Source organism: Hymenobacter pini, assembly GCF_020421205.1.
In the GTDB taxonomy this organism is placed as follows: domain Bacteria; phylum Bacteroidota; class Bacteroidia; order Cytophagales; family Hymenobacteraceae; genus Hymenobacter; species Hymenobacter pini.
In genome coordinates this window covers 1,126,622-1,151,403 of sequence record NZ_JAIZZH010000001.1, presented here as the reverse complement: position 1 = coordinate 1,151,403, position 24,782 = coordinate 1,126,622, and the positions used below count along the sequence as shown (strand labels likewise).

At 59.7% G+C, this 24,782-nt stretch carries 20 protein-coding genes; 14 read left to right on the top strand and 6 right to left on the bottom strand.

Annotation, left to right across the window (positions count from 1 at the left end; translation table 11 throughout):
- The first annotated feature begins 125 nt into the window (after positions 1–125).
- From LF252_RS04805 to LF252_RS04790, 4 genes are all read left to right on the top strand, one after another.
- Positions 126–2,105 (top strand): sialate O-acetylesterase, encoded by a 1,980-nt coding sequence (locus tag LF252_RS04805; RefSeq protein ID WP_226268217.1) that lies wholly within the window; start codon positions 126–128, stop codon positions 2,103–2,105.
- 48 nt (positions 2,106–2,153) lie between these two features.
- Positions 2,154–3,605, top strand: a complete 1,452-nt coding sequence (locus LF252_RS04800; RefSeq protein WP_226268215.1) for a glycoside hydrolase family 30 protein — start codon at positions 2,154–2,156, stop codon at positions 3,603–3,605.
- 30 nt (positions 3,606–3,635) lie between these two features.
- Positions 3,636–5,102: a glycoside hydrolase family 30 protein gene (locus LF252_RS04795; RefSeq protein WP_226268213.1), complete on the top strand. Its 1,467-nt coding sequence runs from the start codon at positions 3,636–3,638 to the stop codon at positions 5,100–5,102.
- Between the two features lie 156 nt (positions 5,103–5,258).
- On the top strand, positions 5,259–6,311 hold the full coding sequence (locus tag LF252_RS04790) for an alpha/beta hydrolase (RefSeq protein WP_226268202.1): 1,053 nt from the start codon (positions 5,259–5,261) through the stop codon (positions 6,309–6,311).
- 239 nt (positions 6,312–6,550) lie between these two features.
- Here LF252_RS04790 and LF252_RS04785 read toward each other — a convergent pair whose 3' ends face one another.
- On the bottom strand, positions 6,551–7,678 hold the full coding sequence (locus LF252_RS04785) for an acyltransferase family protein (protein ID WP_226268200.1): 1,128 nt from the start codon (positions 7,676–7,678) through the stop codon (positions 6,551–6,553).
- Positions 7,679–7,681: 3 nt separating this feature from the next.
- Positions 7,682–10,003 (bottom strand): beta-glucosidase BglX, encoded by a 2,322-nt coding sequence (gene bglX, locus LF252_RS04780; protein ID WP_226268181.1) that lies wholly within the window; start codon positions 10,001–10,003, stop codon positions 7,682–7,684.
- 475 nt (positions 10,004–10,478) lie between these two features.
- Between bglX and LF252_RS04775 the strand changes: the two genes are divergently transcribed.
- The 10 genes from LF252_RS04775 (at position 10,479) to LF252_RS04730 (ending at position 21,224) form a co-directional block, all read left to right on the top strand.
- Positions 10,479–10,826: a low molecular weight protein tyrosine phosphatase family protein gene (locus LF252_RS04775; protein WP_226268179.1), complete on the top strand. Its 348-nt coding sequence runs from the start codon at positions 10,479–10,481 to the stop codon at positions 10,824–10,826.
- Positions 10,827–11,160: 334 nt separating this feature from the next.
- A complete protein-coding gene (locus tag LF252_RS04770) occupies positions 11,161–11,733 on the top strand; it encodes an RNA polymerase sigma factor (protein ID WP_317197838.1) in 573 nt (190 codons plus the stop codon).
- On the top strand, positions 11,708–12,643 hold the full coding sequence (locus LF252_RS04765) for a zf-HC2 domain-containing protein (RefSeq protein ID WP_226268177.1): 936 nt from the start codon (positions 11,708–11,710) through the stop codon (positions 12,641–12,643). The genes LF252_RS04770 and LF252_RS04765 overlap by 26 nt, the downstream gene beginning before the upstream one ends.
- Positions 12,591–13,460 carry a DUF4097 family beta strand repeat-containing protein gene (locus tag LF252_RS04760; RefSeq protein WP_226268175.1) on the top strand — a complete coding sequence of 290 codons (870 nt, stop codon included), beginning with the start codon at positions 12,591–12,593 and terminating at the stop codon, positions 13,458–13,460. Before LF252_RS04765 ends, LF252_RS04760 begins: the two co-directional genes overlap by 53 nt.
- Positions 13,457–14,284, top strand: coding sequence for a DUF4097 family beta strand repeat-containing protein (locus LF252_RS04755; protein ID WP_226268173.1), 828 nt, complete (start codon positions 13,457–13,459; stop codon positions 14,282–14,284). Before LF252_RS04760 ends, LF252_RS04755 begins: the two co-directional genes overlap by 4 nt.
- Positions 14,285–14,490: 206 nt before the next feature.
- Positions 14,491–17,031 (top strand): DUF5916 domain-containing protein, encoded by a 2,541-nt coding sequence (locus tag LF252_RS04750; protein WP_226268171.1) that lies wholly within the window; start codon positions 14,491–14,493, stop codon positions 17,029–17,031.
- A gap of 122 nt (positions 17,032–17,153) precedes the next feature.
- Positions 17,154–18,098, top strand: a complete 945-nt coding sequence (locus LF252_RS04745; protein WP_226268169.1) for a M90 family metallopeptidase — start codon at positions 17,154–17,156, stop codon at positions 18,096–18,098.
- Positions 18,099–18,212: 114 nt separating this feature from the next.
- Positions 18,213–20,066, top strand: coding sequence for a M2 family metallopeptidase (locus LF252_RS04740; protein ID WP_226268168.1), 1,854 nt, complete (start codon positions 18,213–18,215; stop codon positions 20,064–20,066).
- On the top strand, positions 20,066–20,374 hold the full coding sequence (locus tag LF252_RS04735) for a hypothetical protein (RefSeq protein ID WP_226268165.1): 309 nt from the start codon (positions 20,066–20,068) through the stop codon (positions 20,372–20,374). The genes LF252_RS04740 and LF252_RS04735 overlap by 1 nt, the downstream gene beginning before the upstream one ends.
- Positions 20,375–20,417: 43 nt before the next feature.
- Positions 20,418–21,224: an alpha/beta hydrolase gene (locus tag LF252_RS04730; protein WP_226268163.1), complete on the top strand. Its 807-nt coding sequence runs from the start codon at positions 20,418–20,420 to the stop codon at positions 21,222–21,224.
- 13 nt (positions 21,225–21,237) lie between these two features.
- Here LF252_RS04730 and LF252_RS04725 read toward each other — a convergent pair whose 3' ends face one another.
- The 4 genes from LF252_RS04725 to LF252_RS04710 form a co-directional block, all read right to left on the bottom strand.
- Complete coding sequence (locus LF252_RS04725) at positions 21,238–21,957, bottom strand: GAF domain-containing protein (protein ID WP_226268161.1); 720 nt, start codon at positions 21,955–21,957, stop codon at positions 21,238–21,240.
- A 94-nt stretch (positions 21,958–22,051) separates the two neighbouring features.
- Entirely contained in the window at positions 22,052–22,771 is a 720-nt protein-coding gene (locus LF252_RS04720; protein ID WP_226268159.1) for a pirin family protein, read from the bottom strand.
- Positions 22,772–22,921: 150 nt separating this feature from the next.
- Complete coding sequence (locus tag LF252_RS04715; RefSeq protein ID WP_226268157.1) at positions 22,922–23,728, bottom strand: LexA family transcriptional regulator; 807 nt, start codon at positions 23,726–23,728, stop codon at positions 22,922–22,924.
- 124 nt (positions 23,729–23,852) lie between these two features.
- Positions 23,853–24,782, bottom strand: a complete 930-nt coding sequence (locus LF252_RS04710) for a hypothetical protein (RefSeq protein ID WP_226268155.1) — start codon at positions 24,780–24,782, stop codon at positions 23,853–23,855.

Genomic DNA, 24,782 nt, shown 5'->3' with positions numbered 1-24,782 from the left:
AACTGGCCGGGGCTGGCATTATTCATCTGCCTATCGATTCAACTTTACGCCACTTACCGCCTTCCTGGCTGCCTGGCGCTCAGCCTACGGAATTGAATACCGGCCGCCGTGGTTTCCTTCTGACAATGACCTACTCCTCCCGCTTTTCCCTTCTTGCCCTGCTGCTCGTGGCGGCCCCACCAGCGGCCCGGGCCACGGTGCGGTTGCCCCGCCTGGTAAGCTCCCACATGGTTCTGCAGCGCAGCGCCCCGCTCCCATTGTGGGGCTGGGCCGCGCCGGGCGAGGCCGTGAAGGTGACGTTTCGGGGCAAAACCGCCCAGACGAAAGCGGGCAGTGACGGGCGTTGGGCCTTGACGCTGCCGGCGCAGCCGGCGGGCGGGCCCTTTGCGTTGACTATCCAAGGCACGAATACCATTCAGCTGACCGATGTGCTGGTGGGCGACGTATGGCTGGCCTCGGGCCAATCGAACATGGAATGGCCGCTGCGGGATGCGGCGGGGGGCGCGGCCGCCGCAGCGGCGGCTAATCATCCGCAAATCCGCCTGTTCAACGTGCCCAACCGCGCCGAGCTACGGCCCCAGGCCGAGCTGGCTGGTGGCGACTGGCAGGTATGCACCCCGCAGTCGGCAGCCGGGTTTTCGGCGGTGGCTTACTATTTTGGGCGGGAGCTGCAGGAGCGGTACAAGGTGCCCGTGGGCCTGATTGCGGCTGAGTGGGGAGGCACCGTAGCCGAGGCCTGGACCAGCGCCGAGGCCCTGCGGAAGTTGCCCGAATTTCAACCCCGCCTGGCTTCCCTGGCTCAGCAAACCGGCTCTTTTGCCCAGGAACAAACCGCTTACGTCACCCGCCTCAGCAACTGGCAGCGCAGCCCCGAGGGCCAGGACCAGGGCCTGCTGCCCGGCCAGCCTACCTGGGCCGACCCCAACCTGCCCACCGCCACCTGGAAAACCATGCCCCTGCCCGGCCTGTGGGAAGCCTCTACCCCGGAGCTGCACGACTTTGACGGTATCGTCTGGCTCCGCCGCGACCTGACGCTGCCGGCTTCGGCGGCCGGTCAGCCACTCACGCTCAGTTTGGCCCAGGTAGATGATGCCGACAGCACCTTTTTCAATGGGGTGGCTGTGGGGGGCACCCGGGGCTACTCCGCACTGCGCCGCTACACGGTGCCCGCTAACCTAGTGCGCGCCGGCCGTAATATGGTAACTGTGCGCGTGACGGACACCGGCAGCGGCGGCGGCATCTGGGGTAAACCTAATGATATGTCGGCCACTGTGGGTAGCACCGTGGTACCGCTTGCGGGCGAGTGGCTGTACCGCCCCGCCTTCGCCCCCGGCTCCCGGCCCCGACCACCCTACCCCGGCGGCCCCCAAAACGAGCCGACTGCACTATTTAATGGCATGATTGCGCCGCTGCTGCCGTACGCCCTCAAGGGCGTAATCTGGTATCAGGGGGAGAGCAACGCCGAGCGGGCCGAGCAGTACCAGACGCTGTTTCCGACGATGATTCAGGACTGGCGTACGCGCTGGCACCAGCCGGCCCTGCCGTTCCTGTTCGTGCAGCTGGCCGGCTACCAATATGACCCCGCCTCGCCTTCGGACCCCGACTGGGCCCGCCTCCGGGAAGCTCAGCGCCGCACCAGCCGCACAGTGCCGCACACCGGTATGGCCGTAGCCCTCGACCTGGGCAATGCCGACGACATTCACCCCCGGAACAAGCAGGACGTGGGCCACCGCCTGGCCCTGCAGGCCCGCCGCGTAGCCTACGCCGATAACACTGTGGCCGCCTCGGGGCCCACGTTTGAGAAACTGATAACCACTGGCAACAGGCTGACGCTCAGCTTTAGTAATCTGGGAGGCGGGTTGGTACTCAAATCGACGGCGGATGGCGCTACTTCCTTTGCCATTGCGGGGCCTGATAAACGCTTCGTGTGGGCCCGGGCCGAAGTGCAGGGCAACACCGTGGTGCTGCAGGCGGAGGGTGTGCCCAACCCCGTAGCCGTACGCTACGCCTGGGGCAACAACCGCCCGGCCACGCTCTACAACAAAGCCGGTTTGCCGGCCCCGCCCTTCCGCTCCGATACCTGGCCCCCGCAGCCGGCTCCCTAGCCTTGCCGGCCCTGGCACTGCAGCCCTTGCTTTATCCATTCCCCGTATATGAAAATACCCTTTGTGTCGTCGGTAAGTCTCACTGGTTTACTGACGCTGAGCTTACTGGCCGGCTGTGGCAATGATAGTAAGCCCTCTGACCCAACCCCCGACCCGCCACTGCCGCCCGCCCCAACCGGTCCTTCCCAGGTACAGCTGTGGCTAACGACTACGGACCAGACCACGCGGTTTTATAAGAGCACTATTCCGCTGAATTTTGCCACTACCAACGGGCAGAATACGGCCATTTTCGTGGATACTACCCAAACCTATCAGACCATTGATGGGTTCGGGTACGCGCTTACGGGAGGCAGTGCGCAGGTGCTCCACCAGATGGGGGCCACCGAGCGGGCCGCCCTGCTGCGGGAGCTGTTTGCCACCGATGGCACCAACATTGGTACCAGCTACCTGCGCCTGAGCATTGGAGCCTCGGACCTGGACCCGCAGGTGTTTACCTACGATGATGCCGGCCCCGACCCCACCCTGGCCAACTTCACTCTGAACCCGGACCGTCAGCACCTGCTACCGGTGCTCAAGGAAATCCTGGCCATCAACCCCAGCATCAAGATTATGGGTTCGCCCTGGACGGCCCCACTCTGGATGAAAACCAATAACAACTCGGTGGGCGGCTCCCTGAAACCGGAGTACTACGCGGCGTATGCCCAGTACTTCGTGAAGTACATTCAGGGAATGAAGGCCGAGGGGGTTACCATTGACGCCGTAACGCTGCAAAATGAGCCGTTGTACGGCGGCAACAACCCCAGCATGCTCATGTCGGCCGCTGAACAGGCTACCTTTATCCGCGACCATGTGGGGCCAGCCTTCCGGGCGGCAGGCATCACCACCAAAATCATTGCCTACGACCACAACCTCGACCGGACCGACTATCCCCTGGAAGTCCTCCGCGACCCGCAGGCCAACCAGTACGTCGATGGCTCGGCATTTCACCTGTACGGCGGCTCTATCAACGATATGAGCACCGTGCGCAATGCCTTCCCGAATAAGAATGTGTACTTCACGGAGCAGTGGACGGATGGGCGCGACACGTTCAACAACAGCTTCCGGTTTCATATGAATAATCTCATGATTGGGGCCCCGCGCAACTGGAGCCGCAACGTTATTGCCTGGAACCTGGCTTCTGATCAGAATTTTGGGCCGCATACCCCGGGCGGCTGCAGCACCTGTATGGGTGCCGTTACTATCAGCGGAAACACGGTAACGCGCAACGCCACTTACTACACGGTTGCCCACGCCGCCAAGTTTGTACGGCCCGGCTCCACGCGCATCAACACCAACTCGCCCAACAACCTGCCCAACGTAGCCTTCAAAAACCCCGATGGCAAAAAGGTGCTGCTGGTGATGAATACGGGCGGCTCCACCCAAACTTTCGATATTCAGTACCGGGGTAAGGCCGTTACTGCCACGCTGGATGCGGGTTCGGCCGGCACCTACGTGTGGTAAGCCCCCTTCATGATTCTTCCTTCCTTTCTCATGCAAAAAGCCTTTTTCACTGCTCTGTTGGCCGCTGGTATCAGCACGGTGGCCTCCGCTCAGTCTAAAACTACCAGTGCCCCCAAAACGTATTCCGCCGCCGGCAAGCAGGTACAGGTTTATACCACGGCCAGCGGTACCCAGCAGCGCCTGGCGGCCGGCACTAAGCTTACCTTTCAGCAGGTTGGGCAGCCCCTGGAAACCCAGCCTACAGTATTCGTGGACCCCACCCACACTTTCCAAACCCTATTGGGCATTGGCGGGGCGCTGACGGATGCCTCAGCCGAAACCTTTGCCAAGCTCCCGCAGGCGCAGCAGCAGGAGTTTCTGCAGGCCTACTACAGCCCCACCAACGGTATCGGCTACACCCTGGCCCGCACCAACATTGCCAGCTGCGACTTCAGCAGCGGCAGCTACGCCTACGTGCAGGAGGGCGACAAGGAGCTGAAAACCTTCTCGGTAAAGCACGACGAGCAGTACCGTATTCCTTTCATAAAGCAGGCCATTCAGGCGGCGGGCGGCAAGCTGCCGCTGTACGTGAGCCCCTGGAGCCCTCCGGCCTGGATGAAGGACAATAACAGCCTCGTGCAGGGCGGTAAGCTGAAGCCCGAGTATCGGCAGGCCTGGGCCAACCACTACGTGAAGTTTATTCAGGCCTATGAGAAGCTGGGCATGCCGGTGTGGGGCCTCACGGTGCAGAACGAGCCCATGGCCAAGCAGCGCTGGGAGTCCTGCATTTTCACGGCGGAAGAGGAACGGGACTTCGTAAAGAACTTCCTCGGGCCCACCCTCAAAAAGGGCGGTATGGGGGATAAAAAGCTCATCGGCTGGGACCACAACCGGGACCTGATGTTTCAACGCGCCAGCACCCTCTTCGACGACCCTGAGGCCAGCAAATACTACTGGGGCCTGGGCTACCACTGGTACGAAACCTGGACCGGCTCGGCCATGCAGTTCGATAACCTGCGCCGTGTGCACGAAACCTACCCCGATAAAAACCTGGTGTTCACAGAAGGGTGCGTAGAGAAATTCGACTTTAGCAACGTGCAGGACTGGACCCTGGGCGAGCGGTACGGCAACTCCATGATCAACGATTTCAACGCCGGCACCGTGGCCTGGACCGACTGGAACGTGCTGCTGGACGAAACCGGCGGCCCTAACCACGTGGGCAACTTCTGCTACGCCCCCGTTATCGGCGACACCAAAAGCGGCAAGCTCATCTACACCAACGCCTATTACTATATCGGCCACTTCTCCAAGTTCATCCGGCCCGGGGCCAAGCGCGTGGCTGTTACCTCCAGCCGCGACGTGCTGCAGGCCACGGCTTTCCTGAACACGGATGGCAAAGTAGCTGTAGTAGTGATGAACCAGACCGAGAAAGAGCAGCCTTTCCAGCTCTGGATTAAAGGCCAGGCCGCCCCCACCACCAGCCCGGCCCACTCCATCATGACAATGGTGGTGAATTAAGTCCTCTGTACTGGCTTATGATTCACGGACCGTCATGCTGAGCGGAGCCGAAGTATCTCTACCTCTGGCTAATCTCTATCGAGAGGACGAAGCGGGAGAGATGCTTCGGCAAGCTCAGCATGACGGTCTGTTTTTAGTCTTACTTCTCTCTTATTCATGCGCCTTTTCTCTTTTCTACTGTTGCTACTGCTATTTGGGCAGCTTCCAGCCCGGGCCCAAACGCCCGCCAAGGGCCGTGTGGTGGTCACGTACCTGGATTCCAAGCTGCTGAAGGGTAACCCGGGCGGCGAAAACCCACGGCGGCGCGTGAGCGTGTACCTGCCGGCCGGCTATGAGGCCAACCCCGCCAGGCGCTACCCGGTGCTGTACTACCTGCACGGCTTCACCTGGAACGACAGCCTCATCTTCCACGCCGACGGCATGGCCGCTTTGCTGGATGAGGCTATTGCCAACGGCCAGATTCGCCCTTTACTAGTGGTGGTGCCCAATGAGCAGACGCTGTTTCAGGGCAGCTTCTACACCAATTCGGCCACCAACGGCCCCTGGGCCGATTTTACGGCTCGGGAACTGGTGAGCTTCATTGATAAGAACTATCGCACCCTGGCCCGGCCCGCCAGCCGGGGCCTGGCCGGCCACAGCATGGGTGGAAACGGCACGTTGCGACTGGCTATGCTATACCCTAGCACGTATGCCGCAGCCTACGCCCTCAGTCCCGGCTTTGCGGCCCCCCACCCCGAGTGGATGGCCGCCCGGCCTAGTCAGGCGCTGGCCAGCCGGGCCACCTCCCGGGCTGAGCTGCTGAAGGATTTTAACGCCGTGCGGCTGGTAGCCTGCGCCCGGGCCTTCTCGCCCACGCCCGGCAAAGGGGCGTTTGGCGCGGCCCTGCCCTACTCATTCAGCGCCGACAGCCTCCGTCACCGCGACGCGGTGCTGGCCCAGTGGGGCGCCGCATCGCCCACGGAGCTGCTCCCTGCCCACTTGGCTAGCCTGCGCCAGTTGCGCGGCCTGGCCTTCGATTGGGGTGAGCAGGACCAATTCCAGCACATTCCGGCCACCTGCCGCATGCTGGATACTCAACTCTCCGCTTACGGTATTCCGCATACTGCTGAAAGCTACCAGGGCAACCACGGCAACCGAATTATGGGTCGGGAAGGCCGCATGTATCAGAAGCTACTACCGTTTTTCAACCAGCGCCTTCAGTTTGAGTAGAACGAGTGTCACTCCAAGCGAAGCGAGGAATTTAAGTTTGGCCTTGAGGGAGTAACTCAGATGCCTCGCTTCGCTCGGAATGACACAAACAGAAAGGGCGAAGCCATAGTGGCTTCGCCCTTTTTGTTTATACGGCTTCCGGAAAATCAGTCCGCTCCCCTAACTAGCTTTCTGGTTCCCGGAAGCCCCCGCGCATTCGTCCCACACGAGGCGCAGGTTGGGGTGGTAATTGTTCATAATCATCCTTTTTGACTTACCGGCCTGGCCGGCCGCAACACCCGCTGGCTTAGCCAGGTGCGTACCGGCTCATCGTAGAACTTCAGGCAAGCGTAAGCCAGGGCCACCGTACCCAGCAGTACGGCTGCGGCCACGGGGGTCCCTTGCTGCAGCTTCAGCCCATTTCTGTGCACCCAGGCAAAATACAGGTACACGAACGGAAAGTGCGTGATGTACAAGGGATAGGAAAGCTCCCCCAGCACTTGGCTTACCCGCTCGGCTGGCGCTGCGCTAGGCACACTGCTGATGCCCAAGTACACCACCAGCGGGAAGCCCACCAGGATGCATAGCGCTTCGTACAGGCCGTTCTGCCAGGGCTGGGTGGCCGCCCCAATCCGGGGCATAGCCAGCAGTATAATCAGCAGCAGGCTACTCCACAGAAACCCGTGCGGAATGCGACCCGGCCGCACCGTGCGAAACAGCAACAGCCCCCCAAAAAAGGGGAACATCACCCGGGAAAAGCCAATGCGCAGCTGCACGGGCTCCAGCGCCCAACCGCCCACCACGTCGCCGTTGGTAAGGGCCAGATGCAGCAGGGCCGCGGCCGACACTGCTACCAGCACTGCCAAAGCCCACCGCGGGAAATGGCGCACTACTACGGCATACAGCAGGTTGGCTACGTACTCAAAGAACAGGGACCAGCCCGGGCCGTTGAGCGGAAACGTTTCCTGCCAGCCGCGCACATCCAAGGATGGAGGCACCGGTAGCATCAGGCAACCCAGCAGCGTAATCAGAACCAGCCTCCCTACGGAAGTTTGGGCCACGAGGGGCCATTGGGGGTTTGCTTGCCCGTAAAAGGTAAGCGCTCCAATCAGCATGCCCAGCACCACCATCGGCTGCAGCCGCACCAACCGCCGCCGGCAAAACTCCCCCACGCTCATGCGGGTCCACCGGTCATCGTAGGCATAGCCAACTACGAAACCGGAAAGCAGGAAAAAGAAGTCTACGGCCAGATAGCCGTGGTTAATGAGCTGGTCCAGGTGGCTGGTGGAGTGCACCTCAAACAGGTGAAAGGCCACTACCATCAGGGCAGCCACCCCACGCAGACCATCCAGGGCCGGGAAGTGCGGTTTGGAGCTGATGACTGACATGACTTACTGAGCAGCCAGCTTGAAAGCGGCCATCTGCACGTCGCGGGAGTTGCCGCCCACCATCACCTGGAAGTCGCCGGGCTCGGCCACAAACTGCAGGTCGGCGTTGTAGAACTTCAGGTCCTCGGGCGTGAGGCGGAAGGTGAGCGTGCGGCTCTCCCCCTTCTTCAGCATGATTTTCTGGAAGCCCTTCAGCTCCTGCACCGGCCGCGAGATGGAGCCGACCATATCCCGGGTGTACAGCTGCACCACTTCCTCGCCGTCGTAGTTGCCGGTGTTACGCACCGTTACTTTTACGTCCAGGGTACCGTTCATGGACAGCGTGGTGGTGCTCAGCTCGGGTTTACTGTACTCGAAGGTGGTGTAGCTCAGGCCATAGCCGAAGGGGTACAACGGGTCGTTGCTTACGTCCATGTACCGCGACTTGTACTTGTCCAGGGCCACGCCGGCGTAGGGGCGGCCGGTGTTTTTGTGGTTGTAGTACAGTGGCACCTGGCCCACATGCTGCGGGAAAGTAGCCGTGAGCTTGCCCGAGGGGTTATAGTTACCAAACAGCACATCGGCAATGGCGTTGCCGGCCTGGGTGCCCGCAAACCAGGTTTCCAGGATGGCATCGGCGTTTTTATCTTCCCAGGGCAGCGTCATGGGGCGGCCGTTCATCAGCACGATGACCAGGGGCTTGCCGGTTTTCTTCAGGGCCTTGAGCAGTTCCAATTGCTGGCCGGGCAGGCCAATATCGGCGCGGCTGGCAGCCTCGCCGGTCATGCCCTGGCTTTCGCCTACGGCGGCCACAATTACATCAGCGCCCTGGGCTGTTTGCACGGCTTCCCGGATCAGCTCCTCCGAGCTGCGTTTGTCCACGTTCAGCTCGCCACCGTGGGCGTTTAGGCGGTCAATCATCTGCTGGTCGTCGGTGAAGTTGGCGCCTTGGGCCGTTACAATCTTCACCCCACTCCCTGCTACGTTGCGGATGCCCTGCTCCAAGGACACGGCCTGCTTCCAGTCGCCGGCCCCACTCCAGGAGCCAATCATGTCGCGCTGCCGGGTGGCCAGTGGGCCGATAAGGGCAATAGTGCCCTGCTTTTTCAGGGGCAGCACGTTGTTGCTGTTTTTCAGCAGTACCATGCTCTTGCGGGAAATGTCGCGGGCATCGGTGATGAACTCTTTCTTCATCATGGTGGCCTTGGCGCGCTTCTCGTTGGTGTAGAGGTAGGGGTCTTTGAACAGGCCCAGCTTCCATTTGGCTTCCAGAATGCGGCGGCAGGCCAGGTCAATCTGCTCCTGCTTCACGGTACCATCCTTCAGGTTCTGGGCCAGGTTGCGCAGGAAAATCTCTCCCACCATGTCCTGGTCGATGCCGGCATTCAGGGCCAGGGCCGATACCTGGGCGTCGCCGCCCATGCCGTGGGCCGTCATTTCGTTGATGGCCGTGTAGTCGGTGGCTACGAAGCCCTTGAAGCCCCACTGCCCCCGTAGCAGGTCGGTCATCAGCCACTTATTGCCGGTAGCGGGCATGCCGTTGATGTCGTTGAACGAGGACATGGCCGAGCCGGCCCCGGCATCGAAGGCGGCTTTGTAGGGCGGCAGGTACTCGTTGTACATGCGCACTAGGCTCATATCAGTGGTGTTGTAGTCACGCCCGGCCTCGGCGGCCCCATACAGGGCGAAGTGCTTCACGCAGGCCATAACGGTGTTGTTTTTGCTCAGGTCGTCGCCCTGGTAGCCGCGCACCATCACGCGGGCAATCTGGGAGCCCAGGTAGGGGTCCTCACCCGAGCCTTCACTGATGCGGCCCCAGCGCGGGTCACGGGCAATATCCACCATCGGCGAATACACCCAGTTGATGCCGTCGGCGGAGGCTTCCTCGGCGGCAATGCGGGCGCTGCGCTCAATGGCCGTAAGGTCCCAGCTGGAGGCCAGGCCCAGGGCAATGGGGAAAATGGTGCGGTGCCCGTGAATGACGTCGTAGCCGAAGATGAGCGGGATATGCAGGCGGCTCTCCTTTACGGCCATTTCCTGCAGCTTGCGCGCTGCCACCGGGGTAAACGTGTTCAGTACCGCGCCCACGTTGCCTTTGCGGATGTTGGCGTCCACATCCTTGCTCACTACTGGCCCGGTTACGTCGAAGCCCACCGTAATCAAATTCAGCTGGCCGATTTTCTCCTCCAGCGTCATCTTCTGCATCAGGTCGTCGATGAACTTGGTCATCTTCGGGTCGTCGGCCATAGCCGAGGCGGCCGACGGCACGGTGGTTTTCTGGGCCTGAAGCTGCGGCGTGAGCAGCCCCAGCGACATGAGCAGGGCGGTTCGGAAAACTCGTTTCATGTGGAAATGAACAGGATAAAGTAAAGTAGGGAAGATTGGCCAGCGCGGCGGCTGACGCAGGGGCTCACCGGCGGCGCGGGGCGGGTGGCCGCGGGTAAAATCCGGAGCGGCCGAAGCCGGAAAAACATCGGCTGCTCTACAATACTAGCACATCCGCCGCAGCAGTAAAAACTGGCTCCGGCACCCGCCGCGGTGCCACCTGGCATGCATTCGGGCAGCGGGTATCCCTACGTGTTACGTAAGCGTCGGCCCCGATTTTGCGGCTCAAAAGCAGGCCCCAAAAGTGCTAGTATAATTTTCTGTTTTTCAGAAAATTGCCACTCAATCAACTCTATTTTCGGGACCTTTTGCGTGTGATGTAAAGGCCCTGTGCGGCCTGGCCCTAGGTGGGCTGTCTGGGACCGATATTTTTTTGACCAGATAGTGGGCCCGGCCGGATTCTGCTACTTTCGCCCGACTACCAGCAGCCCTGCATTTGGCCGATTCACCCACCAAGCTTCTCTTTATCTGCAGCCAGAACCGCTGGCGCAGCCTCACGGCTGAGCGGCTATTCGATAATCACCCTACGATGGAAGCCCGCTCGGCCGGCACTGAGCCGGGGGCCCGGGTGCGCGTTACGGCCGGCCACCTCGGCTGGGCCGATGTAGTGCTGGTGATGGAGCGCAAGCACGCCGACTATTTACGGCAGAAATTTCCCGAGGCCCTGGCCGGCAAACAGCTCATCACCCTGCGCATCCCCGATAAATTTCAGTTCATGGATCACATCCTGCAGAACCTGCTGCAAGAGCGGCTCCGGGAGCACCTGGGCGACGATATACTATAATGCTGAGAGGCTTTTGTACGCGCGCATTTTGCCGATGAGGCAGATTGTGGGGGCATGAAGCAAGCAGAACATCATGCTGAGCTTGTCGAAGCATCTCTACCACTGGCTAACTAATGAGGCCTGAACGAAGTGGTAGAGATGCTTCGACAAGCTCAGCATGACGTTCTGCTAAGACTTATAAAAATACTGTACCCGGTTATTTTTCTATAATCCTGACGATTTGTGCCGCCACTACTAAGTGCTTTCTGAAAAATATTTTTTCGGTTGGCTGTAACCTTCCCCGAAAGGCGAAGTTTCCACGCCCGAATTCGCCACTCACTCAGCTGCCAACGTCTTGAACTCGCTTACCGACAACTCGCTCATGCTCCAGGTGAAGGCTGGCCAAGTGGAGAAGATGGGTCTGTTGTTTGAGCGCTACCACCGGCCGTTGCTGGCCTTCTTTTACCACTCCAATGGCAACGCTACGGCCAGCGAGGATATGGTGCAGACGGTGTTCTACCGCATGCTAAAATACCGGCACACCTACTCGGGGGAAGGCGAATTCCGGACCTGGATGTATCACTTGGCTCGCAACGTGCTGGCGGATACGGCCCGGAAAAACAAACCCTCGGCCCACCACCAGGACATTGCTGATTGGGCCGAAAAAATTGCAGGCGGCGCATCGGCCGACGCCCACCTGCAGCGCACCCAGGAAATGGCCCAGCTCCATCAGGCCATGGCCCGCCTCAGCCCCGACCAGCGCGAAGTATTGGTGCTGAGCCGGTTTCAGGAGCTGAAATACGAGCAGATAGCGCAGCTGCTCAACATTACGGTAGGGGCCGTGAAGGTGCGCGCGCACCGGGCCCTCTGCCAATTGAAAGACATCTATTTGCAACTAGATAATGGAAGCAAGGTTCAGAAACTGTGAGGAAGTGCAGCAGGAGCTGATGGGCTGGCTGGCTGGCGAATTGCCGGAAACGGATAAGCAAACCATAGCCGCCCACCTAGCCCAATGCCCCGGCTGCCAGCACGAGCTGGACTCGCTGCAACAGCTCTGGACGAGCATGGGCGCGTTGCCGGTTCCGGCGACTAGCGAGGAGCTTCGGCCTACCTTCTACGCCATGCTGGCCGACTTCAAGGCCGAAGAGCAGCGCCGGCAGCGCTGGTCGGTGGCGGGGCTGCTGCAGCGGCTCCGGCAGTGGTGGCAGCCCGCCTTTGCCCAGCGCCTGGCTTACAGCGCGGTGTTGCTGCTGGTGGGCTTGGGCATTGGCTACGGGCTGAAAGGGAGCGAAATGGGCACCGGGGCTGACGAGTCCCTGGCCCAGTCGGCTCCGCCAGCCCCTACCGAGGCTACAGCCCGGCAGGTAGGCCTGATTTCCCGGCTCAACAACCCCTCCGCCGTGCAGCGCCTGCAGGCCGTGAGCGAAGCCGAGGAAGTGGCCCCCACCAACGAGCGGGTGCTGGCGGCGCTGTTCAGCACCCTCAATCAGGACCCCAACGTGAACGTGCGCCTGGCTACCCTGGATGCGCTGGCCGGCCTGGCCGACGACCCCACGGTGCGCTTAGGGCTGGTTCGCTCCCTGGCCTACCAGGAGTCCCCGCTCGTGCAGTCGGCCCTGGCCGATTTGATGGTGCAGCTGCAGGAGCGCCGCTCGGTGCGCCCCCTGCGCAAGCTGCTTCAGCAGGATAACCTCAACGAGCAAGTGAAAAACAAAATCGAGCAAAGCATTCAGACTTTGTCCCACGAGCGGGCCCCCGCGGCCCCGCCAACCTCTTCGAACTCCCATGAAACCCTTCCCGATAACCCTGGTACTCTGGATACTTCTGTGGCTACCTAGCTGCTCGCTGCAAGCCCAGAACCGTGAAGCCACGGAAAAAATCAACCGCGACTTTACCCTGACCGCCGATGCCGGCCGCAGCACCCTGGCCCTCTATAACGTCATGGGCTCGGTGCGGATTGTGGGCAGCAGCGGCAACAAAATAGAGGTAGAAGCTACCAAAACCCTGAAAGCCGAAGACGCGGCCTCCCTCGCCCAGGCTCAGAAAGAAGTGCAGCTGGGCTTCCTGCAGCGCAACGACAGCCTGGTAGTGTACCAGCAAGGCCCCTTCGACTCCCGTCCCCGCCGCAACCAGCACTGGAGCAACGAGGACCGGCACTACCAGTTCAATTTCGACTTCACGGTGAAAGTGCCCCAGGGCATGAACGTAACCGTCTCGACGGTAAACGGCGGGGAGGTGCAGGTGGAGAATGTGAATGGGCTGGTACAGGCCAGCAACGTAAATGGGGGCATTTCCCTGCAGAACGTGCGGCAGGTTTCGAAAGCCCACACGGTGAATGGCAAAGTGGAAGTGGCCCTCACGGCCGCACCCGCGGCCGCCGCTTCCTACAAGACCATCAACGGTAACATCGTGGTGAGCTACCCGCCCACTGCCTCCGCTGACCTCTACTTCAAAAGCATGCACGGGGAACTGTATACCGACTTTCCGCAGACGCAGGTGCTGCCCGTGCAGGTTACCCAGAATACCGAGCGCCAAGCCGCCGGCACTACCTACAAAATTCGCAAGGAAACGGCCGTGCGCCTGGGCAAAGGCGGACCCGACATTCGCCTGGAAACCCTGAACGGCGACGTTACCATCAAACAGCAAACCCGATGAACCAGCTTCTTTTTCGCACTTTTTTTGCCCTCCTCACGCTGTTCAGTCTGCAGCCAGCCCTGGCCCAGCAAACGAGCAAAGAGCAGCTGGTGGTGCCGCTGAGCTCCCCGGGCAAGCCGGGCACCCTGCACCTGAAGCTGGTGGGCGGCGGCATCAAAATAGTTGGCTACGCGGGCAAGGAGGTGGTAATTGAAGCCTCCTCCCGCAATGAGCGGCGCGAAACCAGCTCCACCGAAAACGCCTCGGGTATGCGGCGCATTTCGCAGGTCAGCGGCCTGGATGTAACGGCTCAGGAGCGCAATAACCACGTGTACGTAAAAACGCAATCCTGGCAAACCCCAGTGGATTTCACCATCAAAGTACCGCGCCAGTTCTCCCTGCAGCTAGCCACCGTGCAGAACGGCGACATTACCGTGGACAACGTGGCTGGGGAACTGGAAATATCCAACGTAAACGGCTCCATCCGCCTCAACGACGTGGCGGGCTCAGCAGTGCTGAACACGGTGAACGGGGAGCTCATTGCCGACTTCAAGGAGGTAACTGCCGGCGCGCCCATGGCCTTTTCTACCATCAACGGCAAGGTAGACGTGACCCTACCCGCCCGGGCCAAGGTATCGGTGAAGCTGAAATCGGACCACGGCGAAATCTACAGCGACTTTGACCTGACGGCCGACAGCACGCCCACCAAAGTAACCCGCACGGCCAAGGACGGCCTCTACCGCGTGGCCCAGGATACCTGGACCTATGGTAAAATCAACGGCGGCGGCCCCGAGTTCATGGTAAAAACCCTGAACGGCAACATCTACATCCGCCGGTCCAAGTAACCGGCCTGCGCTCTGCGCCCAGCCCTGGCAGCCGCCCATGCGGGTAGCTGTGGTGAGTGACTCCCGCCCACTGGTTGCCGGTCAGGCTGGGCGCAGCAGCGCGCTTCCTTCCTCCCCCTTTGCTGGCTTCCTGAGTAGCGCCGCTGTTGCGGCTGCCAGCCCCCACCATGCCTGTTTGTTTCTCCGCCGCTTACGCCTTCTGCGCTATGAGAACGTCTATTAATCTGATACTTACCCTGGTTTTACTGGCTGTATGCCAGCCCCAGGCCTGGGCGCAGACGGGGGCAGCTCCGGCAGCCTCCGCAACTCCTAAACGCCAACTGCAGGCCATCCGCATCACGGAGGCCATTAAGCTCGATGGGGTGCTGGATGAAGCGGTTTGGCAGCAGGCCCCGGTGGCCACTGATTTTGTGCAGAACCGCCCCAAGCCCGGCCCCCGGGAGCAACACCCCACCGAGGTGCGCATCCTCTTTGATGATGCCGCCTTATATGTGGGCGCCGTGATGCACGATGTGTCGCCGGACTCCATCAAGCGGGAGCTGTCGGCCCGGGACAACCTGCCCAACACTGACTTCTTCGGCATCTTCCTGGACACCTACCACGACAAGCTGAACGGTTACGGCTTTATTGTAACGGCGGGCGGGGTGCAGGCCGATGCCCGCTACTCCCCGGCCAGCGGCGAGGATTTTGCCTGGAATGCCGTGTGGGACGCCCGCACCGCCCTGCGCGGCACCGATTGGGTTGCCGAAATGCGTATTCCCTACTCGGCCATCCGCTTCAGCACCGCCGAGGTGCAGCAGTGGGGCCTGCAGCTAATGCGCCAGCGCCAGGCCCTGCGCCAGGGATTTTTCTGGAGTGAGGTGAAGCCCGAGGTGGATGGGTTTGTAAACCAATGGGGCGAGCTGACCGGCCTGAAAGGGCTGAAACCACCATTGCGCCTCTCGCTCACGCCCTACGTGTCGGGCTACGTGAACCACAACCCACTGAATGCAGAGGGTACCCGCCGCACCACGACCAGTTTCAACGGTGGGGCCGATGTGAAGTGGGGCATCAACGAGAGCTTCACGCTGGATGCTACGCTGGTGCCCGATTTTGGGCAGGTGCAGAGCGACAACCAGGTGCTCAACCTCTCCCCTTTTGAGGTGCAGTTTCAGGAAAACCGGCAGTTTTTCACCGAGGGTACCGAGCTGTTCAACAAGGGCAACCTGTTCTACTCCCGCCGGGTGGGTGCCACGCCCATCGGCTTCTACGGAGTGGGCCTAGCCGAAAACGAGAAGGTGGTGCGCAACCCGGCTGAAACCCGCCTGCTAAACGCCACCAAGATTTCGGGCCGCACCAAAAATGGCCTGGGCATTGGCCTGTTCAACGCCCTCAGCAACGACGTGTACGCCACCGTGCGCAACACCGAAAGCGGCGAGGAGCGCACGGTACTCACCCAGCCGTTCAGCAACTACAACATTGCGGTGCTGGACCAAAGTCTCAAGAATAACTCCTACGTGTCGCTCATCAATACCAACGTCACGCGCTGGGGTAGCACTTACGATGCCAACGTGACGGGTGGCCTGTTCCGCTTTGCCAACAAGAAAAACTCCTACGCCGTGGACGGCAGCGTGGTGTACTCGCGGCGGCGGGGCAACAAGTTCGGGTCCGACCAGGCAATTGACGACCAGAACGGCTACAAGTACACTCTGGGCGTGGGCAAAATCAGCGGCAACTTCACCTGGGGCCTCAACCACCGTATCGAGTCCGACCATTACAACCCCAACGACCTGGGCATCCTGTTCGGCAACAACAACATCACCCAGAGCGCCTACGCCAACTACCGCATTTATAAGCCGTTCTGGAAGGTGAACAACATGAGTTTCTACTCGGAAATAAGCCAGACGCTGCTATACCGGCCCACGCGCTACCAGAGCATGTACTTCTACAACGGCTTCAACACCACCTTCACCAAGAACTTCCTGCAGGTGGGCTACGACTTTATGTACTCACCTACCACGCATGATTTCTTCGAGCCGCGCACCTACCCGCTGGGCGAGTATTACGTGCGGGTGCCGGCCAACGCCGACTGGATTGGCTTTTTGAACTCGGATACGCGCAAACGCCTGTCGTTGGGCGTAAACGCGGGCCTGACCTATTACGCCGAGGATGAGCGCCTGCCCCGCCCCCGCCGCCTGCGTTACCGGGCCGGCTTCTACCCCCGCTTCCGGGTGAACAACCACCTCACCTTCCGTTACAGCCTCGACTGGAGCCTGCAGCGCCACCAGATTGGCTACGTGAACGGGGGCCTCAGCGCCGGTGAAGAACTGGACCAACCGTTTATGGGCCAGATTCTGCTGGGCCGGCGCAACGTGGCCACCGTTACCAACGTGGCTTCGGTGGCCTACACCTTCACCAACCGCATGTCGTTTACGCTGCGGGCCCGCCATTACACCAGCAACGTGCGCTACCAGGATTTCATGGTGCTGCAGCAAGATGGGCAGGAAAACCTGGCTGATTACCGCCGCAACCGGGACAACACCTACAACGCCTTCAACGTGGATGCCGTGTACTCCTGGTGGTTTGCGCCCGGCTCGCAGGTGAGCATTGTGTGGAAGAATGCCGGCAGCACCTATCTGCTGGGCGAACAGGCTACCCCGCTCTACTTCGAGAACTTCAACAACACCATCAACACCCCGCACAATAACTCCCTCTCGGTGAAGGTGCTGTACTACCTCGATTACCTGGCCCTGCGCCGCCGACGGTAGTGTACGGCATCAGTTAGCCAACCTCCTCGCGCTAAACTAGCCTGTTGGAGGCTTGCCTATAGCCACCAACAGGCTAGTACGTTTACTCCAACCTTCCGCCGCTGCCTGCGTTGAGGCACACCATGCAGTACCTCATTTTCGCCGCGCTGGTAGCGGTAGTCGCCTTTTTCTTTTACCGTTACCTCACCCGCGACGCCCGCCTGAAGCAACAAGCTCTGCAGGCCGAGTTTCCCGCCGAGTGGCGTCAGACGCTGCAGCAGCGCGTCGCCTATTACCTGGCACTATCTGATGTGGACAAGCAACGGTTTGAGCGCCGCCTGCAGGTATTTCTGGCCCAAACGCGCATTACCGGCATTCAGACGGATATTGACGATATCACCCGGGTGCTGGTGGCGGCCTCAGCGGTTATTCCCGTGTTTGGTTTCCCCGAGTGGGAGTACAGCAACCTGAGCGAGGTGCTGGTGGTGCCCGACGCCTGGACTCAGCAGCGCGACCCGAACAAGGAGTTTGTAGGGCTGGAAGGCACGTTGCTGGGCTCGGTGCAGGGGTTTCAGACTTCGCACTACATGCGCTTGTCGAAGGCCTCCCTGGAACAAGGTTTCCAAGATTCTTTGGACCGGCAGAACGTGGGCATCCATGAGTTTGCGCACCTGCTGGATGAAGCCGACGGCGTAATTGACGGGGTACCCGGCCTGGCCCTGCCCGCCGCCCTGCGCCCCGAGTGGGAAGCTGTGATGCACCGGGAAATCGAAGCCATCCGGGCCGGCAACTCCGAAATCAACGACTACGCGGGTACCAACGAAGCCGAATTTTTTGCGGTGGTAACCGAGTATTTCTTCGAGAAGCCCGAGAAGCTGCAGGAGCACCACCCCGAGCTGTATGGCCTGCTGCTGCTCGCTTTCCGCCAGAACCCCAAGAGCCGCTTCCTGCGCTGGGCCACCGACCCGCGGCAGTGGCTCAAGCAGTTGCGCAGCCGCCAAAAGTTCGGCCGCAACTCTCCCTGCCCCTGCGGAAGTGGTAAGAAGTATAAGGACTGCCACCTGCTGCAAGAAGCAGCAGGTGCATAAACTCACTATTCCTGTTCTTCTCTCTTGTAAGCCGCAACTCTGGTCTGGCCGGGGTTGCGGCTTGTTGTTGGCGGGTGGTGTATTTTAGCGAACAATTCACCCTGCCTCCTGCTCATGAAAAAATACGTCCTGCCCGCCCTCACGGCTGCCGTACTGGCCTCCTGCGCCCCCACGGCCAAAACGCCCACGGCTACCGCCCCAGATACCACGCAGCCGGAACCCGCCACGCAACCCGCTGCCCCCTCGTGGGCAGAGCAGGCCGATGCCTTTTTAAAAGACTACTCGGCTGAATACGTGCGGCTGTACACCCAGTCCTCGGAGGCCGAGTGGCGCTCCAACACGCACATTGTAACCGGCGACACCGCTAACTCCGGGGCTACCGCCCGGGCCAATGAGCGGATGGCGGCCTTTACGGGCTCTACCCAAAACATTCAGCGCCTGCGGGAGCTGCTGGAGCACAAAGACCAGCTCTCGGAAATTCAGGTAAAGCAGCTACAAACGGCCCTGTACAACGCGGCCAACTCGCCCCAAACCGTGGCCGATGTGGTAAAGCGCCGCATCAAAGCCGAAACCCAGCAGACCGAAAAGCTCTACGGCTTCGACTACAAGTACCAGGGCAAGTCCGTCACCACCAACGACCTGGACGAGCTGCTGCGTAAGGAGCAGAACCCCGCAAAGCGCCAGCAAATCTGGGAAGCCAGCAAAGCCATCGGCCCTACTCTGAAAGATGGCCTACTGAACCTGCGCGACCTGCGTAACCAAACTGTGCAGGCCCTGGGCTACCCCGACTACTTCACCTACCAGGCCTCCGACTACGGCATGAGCCGGGAGGAAATGATGCAGCTGGTGCGTAAAATCAACGAGGAGCTGCGCCCCTTGTACCGGGAGCTACACACTTACGCCCGCTACGAGCTGGCCAAAAAGTACGGCGTGAAGCAGGTACCCGACTACCTCCCCGCCTCCTGGCTGCCTAACCGCTGGGGTCAGGACTGGAGCGCCATGGTGGACGTGAAAGGCCTGAACCTCGACCCCGTGTTGGCCAAAAAGGGCGCCGAATGGCAGGTACAGCAGGCTGAGCGCTTCTACCAAAGCCTGGGCTTCCAGGCCCTGCCGCCCGTGTTCTGGGAGAAATCCAGCCTGTACCCGCTGCCCAAGGGGGCTACCTTTAAAAAAAACAACCACGCCTCGGCCTGGCACATGGACCTGAACCAGGACGTGCGCAGCCTGATGAGCGTGGAAGGCAACACGGAGTGGTACGAAACTACCCACCACGAGCTTGGCCACATTTACTACTACCTCACCTACACTAACCCCGAGGTGCCGCCGCTGTTGCGCCAGGGTGCTAACCGGGCCTACCACGAAGCTATGGGTTCCCTGATGGGCCTGGCCGCCACCCAGAAACCCTTCCTGGCCGGGTTGGGGCTGGTAGATGCCAAATCCCAAACCGACCAAACCCAAACGTTACTGAAGGAAGCGCTGAACTACGCCGTGTTCATCCCGTTTGCCTCGGGCGTGATGAGCGAGTGGGAAAACAGCTTCTACGCCGATAAGCTGCCCGCCGACCAGCTCAACGCCCGCTGGTGGCAGCTGGCGAAGCAGTACCAGGGCATCGTGCCGCCCACTACCCGCGGGGAGCAGTACCTCGACCCGGCCACTAAAACCCACATCAACGACGACCCCGCGCAGTATTACGACTACGCCCTGTCGTACGTCATCCTGTTTCAGCTGCACGACCACATCAGCAAGAAAATCCTGAAGCAGGACCCGCACGCCACCAACTATTACGGTAACAAAGAAGTAGGCGCGTTCCTGGCCGACATCATGCGCCCCGGCTCCAGCAAGGACTGGCGCGCCGTGCTCCGCGAAAAAACCGGCGAGGACCTCTCCGCCCGCGCCATGGTGGAGTACTTCCAGCCACTGATGACCTACCTCAAGCAGCAGAACAAAGGCCGTAAGTACACGATGTGATGGGTAAGGAACTACGGCTTAGTAGCCAGAAATTCAACCCAGAAGCAGCGTTGCAGTTCGTGCAGCGCCGTTTCTACGTGGTGCCCCATAATGTGTCGGAAGAAGGTTTGTGGCTTTTTATCAAACAGTCAGATTCAGTTTCATTGAATGGATCTACAGCTTGGCCGCCAGTCTTTTTATCAGTGAAGAGCGACGGTTTTTACTTCTGCGACAATCTTCTTCCTGGTGCAGATTCAGCGCTAATCTTCAAAGCGTTGTGTGAGTTCATGCTTACTACTAATGGAGAAATTTCTGTGGTAGAGATCTAACTAATAAAGGATGAAAAATACCTGCAGAATTTACTTTTTGCTAGTGCTTCTTCTGGCATTATATGCTTCGCCAGCTCACGCCCAAACATCGGCCGCCCCACTCAGCATCGGCCAGACGTTTACCATTGCCTCTAAAGTGTTGGGCGAAACGCGGCGCATCAACGTGTACCTGCCGGCCGGTTACGCAGAATCGACGACGCAGCAGGTGCCGGTACTCTATATGCCGGATGGCGGCATGGCCGAGGATTTTCTGCACGTAGCGGGGCTGGTGCAGGTGTCAGTAGGGAACGGCACCATGCGGCCCTATCTGCTGGTGGGCATCGAAAACACGGAGCGCCGCCGCGACATGACCGGCCCCACCACCAACGAGAAGGACAAGAAAATAGCCCCGCGGGTGGGTGGTTCGGCCGCGTTTCGCCGCTTCATCCGCACTGAGTTGATGCCCGAAATCAAGCGGCGCTACCGCACTACCGAGGAAAGGGCCGTGGTAGGCGAGTCGCTGGCGGGGCTGTTTGTAGTGGAAACCCTACTGCTGGAACCCGACCTATTCGGTACCTATCTGGCTTTCGACCCCAGTCTGTGGTGGAACAACCGCCAGCTGGTACAGCAGGCCCCTAAGTTCCTGACCACCTATAAAGGCGCGCCCAAAACCCTGTTCATCGCCACCAGCAACGAGCCCGAAATAGTAACCGATGCCGGCGAGTTTGTGAAGGCTCTGCAAGCGGCCGGCAACCCAGCTATTCAATGGCGCTATGAGCCCATGCCGCAGGAAACACACGGGACTATCTACCATCCAGCAGCCCTGCGGGCATTCCGGCAGGTTTTCAAACCCGTTCCGGCGGCTAAGTAGGCAGCACGCGTAGTCAGGAAACCTGGGGAGTATCTTTCGAGCGGCGGTCCAGCACCTTCCCTACCCCGGCCAATCGGCGCGACACTAAATCCAGCACTTCTTCGTCGTCCAGGTTGATGCCGTTGTTGCGGGTGGCCAAGTAGCGCGTCAGGGCGGCATTGTCATCCAGCGTGGCACTTAGCTCGTGCTGTGCCGCCTCCCATTCCTCGGTAAGGCCGGCATTCAGGTACTGGAAACGCAGCTCAATGGTCCGGCTCACCAGTTCAGCTAACCGCTTCAGCACATCTTCCTCCGCCGTTGTCAGGGTTCGGTATTCGCGCCCAATTACGGCCATCATCCCAATCCGCTCCCCGCCGGGCATCTGCAAAGCAGAGCCGGCGTAAAAACTTAGTCCCAGCGACTGGGCCACATCAGGCTTAATCAGCCGGCAGCTTTCGGCTTTGTAATCGGAGGTGATGATGGGTGTATCCAGCAGAATAGCGGCCGAGCACATGCTCTCCGTACGGGGTAAACCGGGCACGCCCTCAGCCCCCGTCAGGGCCTTGAAGTGCACGTATTCCTCATCTACCAGGGAAATCAGGGCAATAGGCGTGTTGAACAACTGCGCTGCCCAGGCCACGTACTCGTCAAAAATTTTCTCGGGAGTGGTATTGGCAATCTGGTACAGATGCAGAGTCCGGAGCCGGCTCGCCTCATTTGCCGGAATCAGGGAGGCGGGAAAAGTTGTGCTCATGTAAAAAAGCCAGCTGAACGTAGGTCGTTACACTACCGTTCAGCTGGCAATAAAGTTTGCTGCAGGCCACGAAAATCCTGCATTTAATCAAGATTTAATAGTTGGCCTCAGTACCAGGCAGGTCAATGAGGATGAATTGTGCGTCGGCAGTAGCTTGTATTTCCAGCACATGCTCATCAGTGGCCCGAATTTGGTCGTTGGCTCCAATGTCCACTCCATTGACGTACAGCTTTCCCTCTTTTACATACAGAAAGGTGTTGCGAATCGGGAAGGTTTTAAACGACACGGACTTGCCTTCGCGCAGATTGCACCAGTACACGCTGCTGTTGGAATTCATATACACCACGTCTTCCAGCACTTTCTGGCCGGATACCAGCGGTACCAGTTCGTTTTTGGAATCCAGGAAGTTTACGTCCTTCTGCTCGTAGCTGGGAGCCAGGTTTTTCTGATTGGGCAGAAACCACAGTTGGTAGAGGTGTACTGGCTTGTCAGTTTCGTTATGCTCAGAATGGGCCAAGCCAGTGCCCGCTGTCATGCGCTGCACCTCTCCCTTAGTAATGCTGCGGCGGTTGCCCATGGTATCCTCGTGGGTCAGTTCGCCTTCCAGCACCAGCGTCACAATTTCCATTTCGGAATGCGGGTGCTGAGGAAAACCAGCATTGCCCTGCACCGTATCGTCGTTGAACACCCGCAACGGACCAAAGTGCACGTTCTGCGGATCATAATAATCGGCGAAACTGAACAGGAAGTAGCTATTAAGCCAGGCCACGGGCGAGGCATGGTACCGGTCGGTGGCGGGAATAAGCTTGAGCATTGGGAGTCAGGGTTGGTCTACAGCAGCCTTACGCAAGCCGGGAGCCGGTGGTTAGCATGCGGCTGTACTACCACTGTAACTACCCCATCGCCAACAAAAAAGCCTCCGCGCTGGCGGAGGCTTTCAGGATTGCTAACAAGGCTGAGGTACTTACACTTTCTTCATGGTGCTCACCTGCTGCTGCAAATCCAGTACAATACTGGCCAAGCGGTTCAGCGACAGATCGGCAATGGGGAACGTGCTGCTGATGTAGGACTTAGCCTCCCAAATTTCCAGCACATCCTCCACCTCAATTTCGTAGGGTGAATACAGCGTATTGTCGGAGTGCAGGGTGAGGCGGGCAGCATCTTTCAGGCGGTTGTACACCCGCTTGAACACAATGCCCTCTTTGCCGCTCACCACAATGCAGGGCGTACCATCCTTAATGCTCAGCCAATCATCCACGTAACGGCCCACAATAACGGTTCCGCTGGCAATGGGCAGCATGGAGTCGCCGGCAATTTCGAAGGCGCGGTAGGTCCCGGTATTGCCCAGCATGGGCAGCCGGAACTTGGGCAGTTCCTCCAGGTACTCGGGGTCGGCGTAGCCATTGAGGTAGCCGGCGGCGGCTTTCTGGGGCACCAGTTCGATGTTTTCATTCTGTTCCCGGTCCACGGTCAGGGCCAGAATACGCAGGCCATTACCCCGGTTACTCTGCTCAGCGGCAGCCTGGGCCGTTTGGGCCTGCAGCTGAGCCGCCGTTTTGGCGTTCTTCTTTTTGGTAAAGTCGGTGGTAACCAGTGCATCCAGCGTAATGCCGAACAGGCGGGCCATGTTTACCAGCGTGGTTAGCTTGGGTTCGGCCCGGCCTTCCTCATACGCGCCTACCAGGGAGCGTTTGATGCCAAGTTTTTCGGCCATCTGCGCCTGCGTCAGGCTCAGTTCGCGCCGCCAGAATTTAAGGTTGGTATTAATCATAACGCAGGGGAGCCGGGAAAACGGACTGCAATGGCAAGCAAGTACCGGCTCACGAAGGTACGAACCAACATACGAGAATACTAATTCAATTAGCTGAAAAATTTACTAAAATTTTAGGGCAGTATTACGGCCTGGCAGCAGCCGGAAGAGAACGGGCGGTTGATGCAGAGCCGATCCACCACTCATCATTTTCCCAGTAAGTATCCCAGCCAAGTTTGGCGTACTTAGGGTTTATCACAACGTCCCGCTCTCCTACTTCAAACTCCTTTAACACGTGTTCAGCAAAGCCGGCCACATTCTCAACCAAGAGGAACGGCTTCTTCTGGCCTGAACGATTGGCTGTCCAGCTACCGTCAAACAACAAGTCGGCCCCACGCGCACCAGCCGTCTGGCGCAGAGAAGTCGACTGTAATCGGTGCTTATCCGTAACTGCCACATCCAGCTCGGCACTGCCTGTGAATGTTCCACCTGCGGTCTGGGGTAGCTCCTGCCAATTGAAACGGCCGGAAAGTGTGTAATACGCTACTGGTTTTTCGGCGCCTGGCAAGCGCACAACGGTTACCATGCGCATCGCCTCTTGCTCGGCCTCAAAGGCTTGCTCAGCCTGGTTCAAAGCAGGCTGCAACCGAATTGACGTCAACTCTATGGTACCCTGCAAGTCCTTTATCTTACCCTTAAACCGACTTTTGCCTGACACGTGAATCAGGCGGGGCTGCGCGGGGTCGGCCTGAACCTGCAGGAACACCACCTCAATACGGTGGCGGTCAGTACCAAAAAAGCCGTTGTACGGCATAGTTTCGCCCCCCTCACGCACGGATTGCAACACCGGTACCACGGCGTATTGCTGCAGAAACCGGGTTAGCTCTTGATCAGGCAGGGGCGCTGGCAACACCGGTGGTGCAGGCAAAGAAGCCTGATAACGAGTGGGCGGCGGCGGCGGTAACGGGGCGGCTGCCACAGTGGACTTGGCCACTTGTATCCCGGTTGAAGCACGTTGCTGACAGCCCCCTACTAGCCCAAGCAACCCACCTATAAGGAGAATACCGGAGCGCAT